Raw genomic sequence first — 8,851 nt, forward strand, 5'->3', positions numbered from 1 at the left:
AACCGCAGACTGGAAGGTTCCGTCGCCATTGCCCAGCAGGATCGAAACATTGTCAGAGCTTCGGTTCGCAGACGCAAGATCATTGTCGCCATCGCCGTTAAAATCAATCGAGAAAACAGAGATAGGGCTATATCCGACGGCATAGTTAACCGCACCTTGGAATGTTCCGTCGCCATTGCCCAGCAGTATCGTAACATTGTGAGAGTCTGTGTTCGCAGTGACCAGATCATTGTTGCCATCGCTGTTGAAATCAATTGAGAAAACAGGGAAAGGGGCATCTCCGGTGGCGTAGTTAACAGGTGGGGCAAACATATCCTGTGAGAAAGCACTAATACTTGATAATGTCACCAGCAAGGCAACTAATATGCAATTTCTGAATAGCGTTAGAGACTTCATGTTTGTAATCTCCTTAGAAGTAGTATGTGAGTACTCCTTGAGAGTCAATATAGCACAAAAGAGGCTATGATCAAGGGGTTTCGGGTTGTGGGGGTTTGCAGGTGGTGCCATCCACAGGAAAGACTGGATGCCGGATCAAGTCCGGTATGACAGATGGTTAGGGCAGACGGGGGCGTCTGCCTCCCCACTGACTTTACAGGTGGCGGGGCTGTCGCCCACGGGAAAGACTGGATACCGGATCAAGTCCGGCATGACAAATGGTTAGGGCAGACGACAGGTATCACCTGTTTAGGACGTCTGCCGCCCACTAGATGGTTGGTGTAGACGGGGGCGTCTGCCGCCCACAACTCGACTACATTTATAATATTGCTTCGAAGCCGGATTTCAGCGTTTTGTAGTCGCGCAGGCCACGGAACTCCTTGACCTTGTTACCGTCGCGGTCATAGAAGATTGTCATTGGCACGCCACGAAGACCGAACGAGAGAGCGACCTCATTGCTGCCCATCAGCATGACCCAATCAATACCCTGCTGCCTTGAGAATTTACGCACTTTGTCGGGAGTGTCGTTGACGGCCAACCCGATAATCTCCACACCTTTTGGCTGGTATTCTTTGTACAGACGGATTAGGTCCGGCAGTTCTTTGCGACAAGGTGGGCACCAGGTGCCCCAGAAGTTCAGTACTACTGGTTTTTTGCCAATCCATTCATCAGCGGTGTGGGAAATCCCATCAAGGTCCAGTGCTTGAAAGGAAACGTTCGGTTTGGCGGCATCTACGGTCGATGTTTGATGGCTCTGCACCTGCTCCTCAGCTTTGGGATCATCACCGCTACAGGATATCCATAATCCGGCGAAAGCCAATATTAAGATAATGCTTACAATGTTTTTCATAGTTGTTTTCACTCAGCCGTTCGGCTCTCTTTCCTTACTTGCTACCTTTTTCTGGAGACTGGGTTTGGGTTGTGTCGTAGTCCCCGTTTTTGATGTAGTTAAGATATTGTATCATTGTTTTTTTGTCTCGATAGCCACTGAAACATCCCAGTTTGGTACCTTCAGAGTTTAAGAAGCAGAAACTGGGGTAGCCGCGAACACCATACTCACGTTTTGCGAGATTCTTTTCGGTGATTTTGAACCCATCAATATTGAGTTCTTTCTTTGAGTCTCCATCAACTTTGATAGCGACAAAGTTGTCGGCGACCAGTTTAATCACATCCGGCTTTGAGAAAGTTTCTTTCTCCATCTTCTTACACCAGCCACACCAGGAGGTCGTGAAGTTTATAAGAACATGCTTCTCATCATTTTTGGCCGCGACCAGACCAGTGTCGTAGAGAATCCAGTCGATCTCATTGTATAACTCGGTTTCACCTTTCGGGGTAACAGCCATGCTGGAATCCGTCTCTCCCTGAGCTATGGCTAATCCAGTTGCGAGGGACAGCAGGAGTGTTGTCTGAACAAGGTATCTGAGAATCTTTGTCATCTGCCATATCCTTCAGTGAAGTTGTTCTTTTATATTGATTGGTCGTAAATAGGCGCACGAATCCCCCAGCAGTTCCTTTAATCGATTAAGGAGATCAAAGTCAGGACGCACAGCATATTTCCGAGATCTAATGTAAACCTCCGAGCCATTCTCACAAGCGGCCAGCAAAACCGGGGTAGCCCCCTTATAATCCTCCAAAGCGGCCAACGCCTGCTCAATAGTACTATCGGAGCAGTTCTTTTCCACCTTTATAACCAATTGACAGTTAAAACGTTCCGCCAGTTTCTCGAGAGCCAGAACTTCGCTGCCGACTACTTTTGGGGCCTCCCCTTCGCGAGTTGACACTTTGCCGATCACAAGCACCATCTGATCCACCGCGATCAACTCCTTGAACTTGTCGTAACAATCGGAGAAGAATATCAGTTCCAGAGAACCGGTATAATCCTCCATAGTTACGAAAGCCATCATGTTGCCGCGCTTATCGATCATCGTCTTAACAACGGCGATTATCCCGCCCAGCGTGACCTCTCGACCGTCGGTCGCCTGGCCGAGTCGATCGGTGGCGAAAGATGTGAAAGCCTTCAACTCGTCCCGGTACTTATCCAGTGGATGACCGGACACATAGAATCCGAGCACCGTCTTTTCGTTGGTGAGGCGCTCCGAAGTTGTCCATTCCGGAATGTCCGGCAGGGAAGGAGCAGTGCGTGAGATAGTGCCGGAGTCATCAGCAAAGAGATCATGGGTCGAGGTCTCCTCGCCTACCTTGTGGCCGTACTCCAGCATCGCCTCTACGGCTTGATGTTGCGCAGCCCGGTGGCCTTCTAGAGAGTCACAGGCTCCCGCCGAAACCATCGATTCCAACGTTCTGCGGTTGAGAGACTTCAGGGGTACACGGCTAACAAGGTCGGGCAGATCCGAAAACGATCCATCAATCTCGCGTTCAGTGACAATTGCCTGCGCCGGTCCTTCACCAACATTCTTCACCGCCTGAAGGCCAAATCTGATCCGACCGTCCACGACCGAGAAATCAGTCTTTGAATGATTTACATCCGGGGGCAACACTTCGATATTCATTCTGCGACACTCTTCAAGCAGGGCGCAAATGCGGTCGGAATCGTTGATTTCGGACGACATCAGCGCAGCCATAAACTCTCGAGGGTAGTATCGTTTCAGCCACGCTGTCTGGTAGGCGACATAAGCGTAGCAGGTGGAATGCGCTTTGTTGAATCCGTAACGAGCAAAAGTCTCAATCTGGTTGAAGACCTCTTCGGAAATCTTGCGGTCGATCTTTAGTTCATCAGCCCCGGCCAGGAATTCTTTCTTTTGACCGGCCATGAGATCAGCGTCTTTCTTACCCATCGCTTTACGCAACAGGTCCGCTTTGCCCATAGAATAACCAGCCAGCGAGTTGGCAATCTTGAGCACCTGTTCCTGAAATACGATGACACCGTAGGTCGAACCGAGTATCTGTTTCAGAATGGGATGCAAAAACTCGACTTTCTGGTGTCCGAGTTTACACTCGATATATTTGTCAATCATACCCGAGTCGAGTGGACCCGGTCGATACAGGGCATTCATGGCAGTGATATCGGTGAACGTTTCCGGCGACAGTTTACGCATATACTCGCGCATTCCGGCTGACTCAAACTGGAAAACGCCGATCGTCTCGCCCCGGGCAAAAAGCTCGAACACTCCGGCATCATCCAGAGTGACATTCTCGATGTCAATATCCGCGTCGGGATAATTTCCGCTGATCATCCGCAGGGCATCATCAATCACGGTCAGGGTGCGCAACCCGAGGAAATCCATCTTCAGAAGACCAATCTTCTCGACCATCTTCATGTCGTACTGGGTTGTGATTTCGTCCTTGCTGCCTTTGAACAACGGCACATAGTCGGTCAGTGCTGAGGGAGCGATAACGACTCCGGCAGCGTGAGTGGAACAATGACGCGCCAGACCTTCGAGCGTAAGGCCGAAATTGATAAGACGTTCGACCCGCTTGTCATCGTCCCTCAGTTCAGCTAGTTCTGGTACTTTGTCGAGTGCCGCTTGAAGTGTCACTCCCGGTCCTTCGGGAACCATTTTGGCGATCTTGTCTACGTCGCTGTATGGCATTGCCAGTACTCGACCGACATCGCGAATCACAGCCCGGGCGGCCATCGTACCAAAAGTGATTATCTGGCAGACATTGTCCTTGCCGTACTTCTCGATGACATACTTGATAATTTTATCGCGACCGCGATCGGCGAAGTCGATATCAATATCCGGCATCGAGATTCGTTCCGGATTGAGGAACCGCTCGAAGAGCAGTTCGAACTTCATGGGATCAACTGTCGTGATATTCAACGCATAGGACACAATTGATCCTGCCGCCGAACCACGCCCCGGACCCACTCGAATATTCTGTTCGCGGGCATAGTCACAGAAATCTTTGACAATCAGAAAATACCCCGCATAGCCCATTTGTTTGATCACGCTCAGTTCATAATCCAGCCGTTTCTGAATTTCATCGGTGATCTCGTCGTAGCAACGGGCAAGGCCTTCCATGCATAGATCGAGGAGATAGTCATCAGGTCCTTTGAAGGTCTTGGGAATTGGGAAGACCGGCAGCAGTAATTTCCCCATCTCAAGTTCAAGGCTGCATTTTTCGGCGATACGGACCGTATTCTCCAGCGCTTCCTTGAAATCCCCGAAAAGCTCCTCCATCTCCTCGGCCGATTTGAAATAGAGCTCCTCTGTCCCGTAGCGCATACGGTTGGTGTCTTCCACCATTTTGCCGGTTTGAATACAAAGCAGAGCGTCATGTGCGGCATGGTCCTGTTTATGCAGGTAATGACAATCGTTGGTAACCACCAGAGGGATACCTGTCTCGCGGGAGATCGCCGCCATTTTGGGGATGATGGCCTGCTCGGCCTCTATACCGTGGTTCTGAAGTTCGAGATAAAAATTGCCTTCGCCGAATATTTCACCAAGCTCTCTGGCTGCAATAACGGCCGCATCGGTATTCCCATTGTGCAAATGCCAGCTCACTTCCCCTTTGAGACAAGCCGAGGTAGCAATAAGCCCCTCGCTATGTTCACGGAGAAGCTCCTTGTCGATACGCGGGCGATGATAGAACCCTTCGCGGAATCCGGCTGAACTGAGTTTCATAAGGTTCTTGTAGCCGGTCTGGTTCTTTACCAGCAACACAAGATGATACCCGCCATCGGGATAGACCTGTGAGGGTTTTCGTTCGAAGCGACTTCCGCCTGCTATATAGGCTTCGGTTCCGATAACTGGTTTAATCCCTGCTTTGGTTGCCTTGAGATAGAACTCAACTGCTCCGAACATGTTGCCATGATCGGTGATGGCCAGTGCGGGCATTTTGAACTCTTTGGCCAATGCGATGACGGCATCAAGGCGACAAGCTCCATCAAGCAGGGAATACTGGGAGTGGGTGTGAAGATGGACGAAGTTGGCAAATGGCATTAGTCAGGCGTGTTCGAGTTAGGGTTCAGACGATAAAATGGGTCCATCCGGACCCGAATCGTTACAATTCTATCAACCACCTAATCTCTTCAATAATCCTCCTCCGGTCAATCTCTTTTTGAGGGGAGGGCAGGCATCGCCTGTTTTTATCGGCTGGGTAGCCGACTCAAATTTGTTTAGGCTGGATTAGTATTGCAGGGCACCGAGTAGCTTCACCGAGTGCCAGCGCTCATTTGGCTGCTGCTATTGATTCCTCAACAAAGTCGAAATACTTCTTGGTGTTTTCGAACTTTAATTCTGTACCGAACGGTATCGGCAGATCTTTTAGCAATTCCAAGAATTTCTTCTTGGGATCAGGCAGTTTGTTATCGTCGCCAAAGAACCTTCCGGCCCAAGAGATAGTGTACAACTCAAGATCAGGACCGTCCTTCATTGGAACAGGATAGAAGAAACCGAGCTCTGGTATGAGGATTTTACGATCCCCGAAATGAAATTCCAGAGTATTATTGGTTTTGGGTGTACTATGTAAGCCCATCCAATCTGATTGTTCATACCAGGAGGCAGCATCTGAAACAGCTTCTCCCATAACAGTATTGCTCTTAGGCTCTTCAATATATGAACCAATGGAAAAAGCCCCTCTGTAGAGAATGCCCTCACATAGAGAATGATAAAGGTAGTTCCGCATCAGCATAATACTAAGAATGAGGTGTCCCATGTAACGCTCTTTATTGCTAAGTTCTAACACTACCATCAAGGTATCACCGAAGGTGTATGTATTTGGCTCATTCATTGTAGTGAAATCGCTCTCGGCCACCTCAGCTTCAATAGACTGAATCTCGTTAGCTTGACGAATTAGAGACTTGGTCAATGTCGCTCTGGTCTTTAAGAACTTCTTGATTCGATCGTCTGAATATGTCGATGCTCCTAGGGCATCCAGAAGTATCACAAGTCCGTACTTCCTCTTGAGTGAATCGTCGTCTGCCATATTCTCTCCAATTGTTTTTAGTCCGCTCTATTTCTATGGTCTAATTTGAATCGGGTTGTTGAAATGTCATTGTTGCCACAGGAATTGGGTCACCAAAACCGAATAGTTGCACCTCTCCAGTGTGTTGGTCTGTCAACGCGAATATAGATGAACTACCATCGATATTCCAGTCAAACGAATACCGCTCGCAAGTAGACTCGATACCCTTGTTCATTTTGTCCCTCCTATTTAAAATCGTGGCTGGGTATCCCATACGTTTAGGTAGTCCCGTTGCTCCGCTCCTTTTCCCTTACATTCTCCAATTTCCTCTAAATATCCGCATTCCCCACATGCAGGCAGCAATATACGCCCTCCAAAACCCCACCGCAAGCAGCTCATCTCAGAGAATGATAATTGTCGAAACTGAAGACAGTTTCGACCTCAAGAGGTGGGTTCGAAGACGAACCTGCCCTACACCTTACTCAACAGGCGCAAATGGATGAGTCACCCACAAAAAAAAGGCGGCACCAAAAGGTGCCGCCAGGATAATTCGTAATTGGCAGGTACGTCAGCTCATCTTGCGCTTGATCGCACCGCTAGCGGCAAGGCCGATACCAAGCAACAAGAGTGTTGCCGGTTCGGGAATGGGTTCACCACAGTGTTCGGCATCATGTGAGGGAGGTACAAACTTGAAATGACCATCAGATTCCCTATGATAACCGTAAGCATCGAAGTGAACATATTCATAGTCGGAGGATATCAGATATTTGAATATCTTTCCTTTCGCCGTGCCAGTCTCACCAGGTTGCATGTCCTCTACCGTTTCAGAATAATCATCCACCAGGGCAGAAATGTACATCTCAGTATACCAGGTTGGATAAATACCGTGACCCGGATAGTCACCTGCGTCTGAACCCTCCAGCGGTGGTGTACCCCAGGACATGGGACCCTGTGATAGAGGTATGCTGGAATTGACGTCTGTTGCTGATAGAGAGCCGGAAGGAGGAGTTGCTTCTTCACCCCCGAACGCCGCTACCAAAGTCAGGTCATATATGGGTTTGGAGTCGGTGTTGGCTGTGATGACCCAGAGTTCGAATTCGTTGGCATTGACGACCCATGTCTGGGTGGTTGCATCGTAACTGGCATCGGGTGAGTTGATGTACAGCTGAATGGCGGGTACCGCCATGACCGAAGGTGCCATAACTGCGATCAGAGCTATGAGCAGAAGCTTTTTCATGTTTATACCTTTCTGATGACTCTTGTTGACAATAACTTTGTTGAAATTGAAAGCAAAATAGGGGCCGCCTCTCTCAATGAATTGGCTTTGACTAAAAAGGGGTGTATGTTATTGATAACCAATCGATTGTATATAAATTGCGAGATATATCTGCTCTCAGTCCTGGGAAGCAATATGCAATTTGTTGCAGATATGGAGCATGATTGAATCGATTACGTGCGATCCAGCACAAGAAATAGAAAGTGGCGATGCCGTCATTTTAACTGACAGCCCCTGTCAGTCGACTTAGTTATTTTTCTAACGTAAAAAATGTGATATATTTCTGTTGTATCAATTGACTATCTTGACGGAAAATATCGAATACGAAGGACTGACATATGAAAGGCAAATCTAAGATGACAACTGCCACAATTCCTGATCGCAAGAAGGCCCTTGAAGCGGCGTTGACCCAGATCGAGCGATCATTCGGCAAAGGGGCAATAATGCGGCTCGGCGACAGCACCGTGCTAGAGATCGAAATTATCCCCACCGGATCGTTGGGGCTTGATTTTGCTCTCGGTGTCGGAGGTATTCCACGCGGACGAGTCACCGAGGTTTATGGCCCCGAATCGTCGGGTAAAACAACGCTCGCTCTGCACATGATCGCCGAAGCTCAAAAAGCTGGTGGCGTTGCGGCGTTTCTCGATGCTGAGCACGCGCTCGATGCGACCTATGCCCGCGCTCTGGGTGTGAACACCGATGACCTTCTGGTCTCACAACCAGATACGGGCGAACAAGCACTGGATATCTGCGAGACATTGGTCCGCTCGGGCGGGGTTGATATTATCGTGATCGATTCAGTAGCTGCCCTGACGCCACGGGCTGAGATTGAGGGCGAAATGGGAGATTCCCACATGGGGCTCCAGGCGCGATTGATGTCACAGGCGTTGCGCAAACTGACGGCGATTATTGCCAAGTCTAAAACATCGGTAATTTTCATCAATCAGATTAGGATGAAAATCGGGATTATGTTTGGTAATCCGGAAACTACGACTGGTGGCAACGCTTTGAAATTCTACTCGACTGTTCGGCTGGATATTCGCAAGATCGCTACTATCAAAGACAGCAACGAAGTCATCGGTTCGCGTACGCGTGTGCGGGTGGTCAAAAACAAAGTCGCCCCACCGTTTAGAGAGGCGGAGTTCGACATTATCTATGGCAAAGGTGTCTCGCGTACTGGTGAGCTACTCGATATGGCGGTCAATAACGGCATCATCGACAAATCCGGTTCGTGGTTCTCATACGGTTCCGACCGATTGGGACAGGGCCGTG

At 49.2% G+C, this 8,851-nt stretch carries 7 protein-coding genes; 1 reads left to right on the forward strand and 6 read right to left on the reverse strand.

Annotated elements, in window-relative coordinates:
* The 6 genes from KOO62_12240 to KOO62_12265 form a co-directional block, all read right to left on the reverse strand.
* On the reverse strand, window positions 1-507 hold a 507-nt coding region (locus KOO62_12240), incomplete at its 3' end, for a VCBS repeat-containing protein (GenBank protein MBU8934758.1).
* A 247-nt stretch (window positions 508-754) separates the two neighbouring features.
* Window positions 755-1,285: a TlpA family protein disulfide reductase gene (locus KOO62_12245; GenBank protein MBU8934759.1), complete on the reverse strand. Its 531-nt coding sequence runs from the start codon at window positions 1,283-1,285 to the stop codon at window positions 755-757.
* Window positions 1,286-1,319: 34 nt separating this feature from the next.
* On the reverse strand, window positions 1,320-1,871 hold the full coding sequence (locus KOO62_12250; GenBank protein MBU8934760.1) for a thioredoxin family protein: 552 nt from the start codon (window positions 1,869-1,871) through the stop codon (window positions 1,320-1,322).
* Window positions 1,872-1,883: 12 nt separating this feature from the next.
* Window positions 1,884-5,339 (reverse strand): DNA polymerase III subunit alpha, encoded by a 3,456-nt coding sequence (locus KOO62_12255; protein ID MBU8934761.1) that lies wholly within the window; start codon window positions 5,337-5,339, stop codon window positions 1,884-1,886.
* Window positions 5,340-5,568: 229 nt separating this feature from the next.
* Window positions 5,569-6,324, reverse strand: a complete 756-nt coding sequence (locus KOO62_12260; protein MBU8934762.1) for a hypothetical protein — start codon at window positions 6,322-6,324, stop codon at window positions 5,569-5,571.
* A 547-nt stretch (window positions 6,325-6,871) separates the two neighbouring features.
* Complete coding sequence (locus tag KOO62_12265) at window positions 6,872-7,540, reverse strand: choice-of-anchor N protein (GenBank protein MBU8934763.1); 669 nt, start codon at window positions 7,538-7,540, stop codon at window positions 6,872-6,874.
* Between the two features lie 395 nt (window positions 7,541-7,935).
* Here KOO62_12265 and recA point away from each other — a divergent pair.
* A partial coding sequence (gene recA / locus KOO62_12270; GenBank protein MBU8934764.1) for a recombinase RecA occupies window positions 7,936-8,851 on the forward strand: 916 nt, incomplete at its 3' end.

The sequence above is a fragment of the Candidatus Zixiibacteriota bacterium genome, from assembly GCA_019038695.1.
In the GTDB taxonomy this organism is placed as follows: domain Bacteria; phylum Zixibacteria; class MSB-5A5; order GN15; family FEB-12; genus B120-G9.

Excerpts from the sequence above, each read along its gene's own strand:
- KOO62_12245 (MBU8934759.1), bottom strand. The coding sequence starts at position 1,285 with ATGAAAAACATTGTAAGCATTATCTTAATATTGGCTTTCGCCGGATTA.
- KOO62_12250 (MBU8934760.1), bottom strand. The coding sequence starts at position 1,871 with ATGACAAAGATTCTCAGATACCTTGTTCAGACAACACTCCTGCTGTCC.
- KOO62_12255 (MBU8934761.1), bottom strand. The coding sequence starts at position 5,339 with ATGCCATTTGCCAACTTCGTCCATCTTCACACCCACTCCCAGTATTCC.
- KOO62_12260 (MBU8934762.1), bottom strand. The coding sequence starts at position 6,324 with ATGGCAGACGACGATTCACTCAAGAGGAAGTACGGACTTGTGATACTT.
- KOO62_12265 (MBU8934763.1), bottom strand. The coding sequence starts at position 7,540 with ATGAAAAAGCTTCTGCTCATAGCTCTGATCGCAGTTATGGCACCTTCG.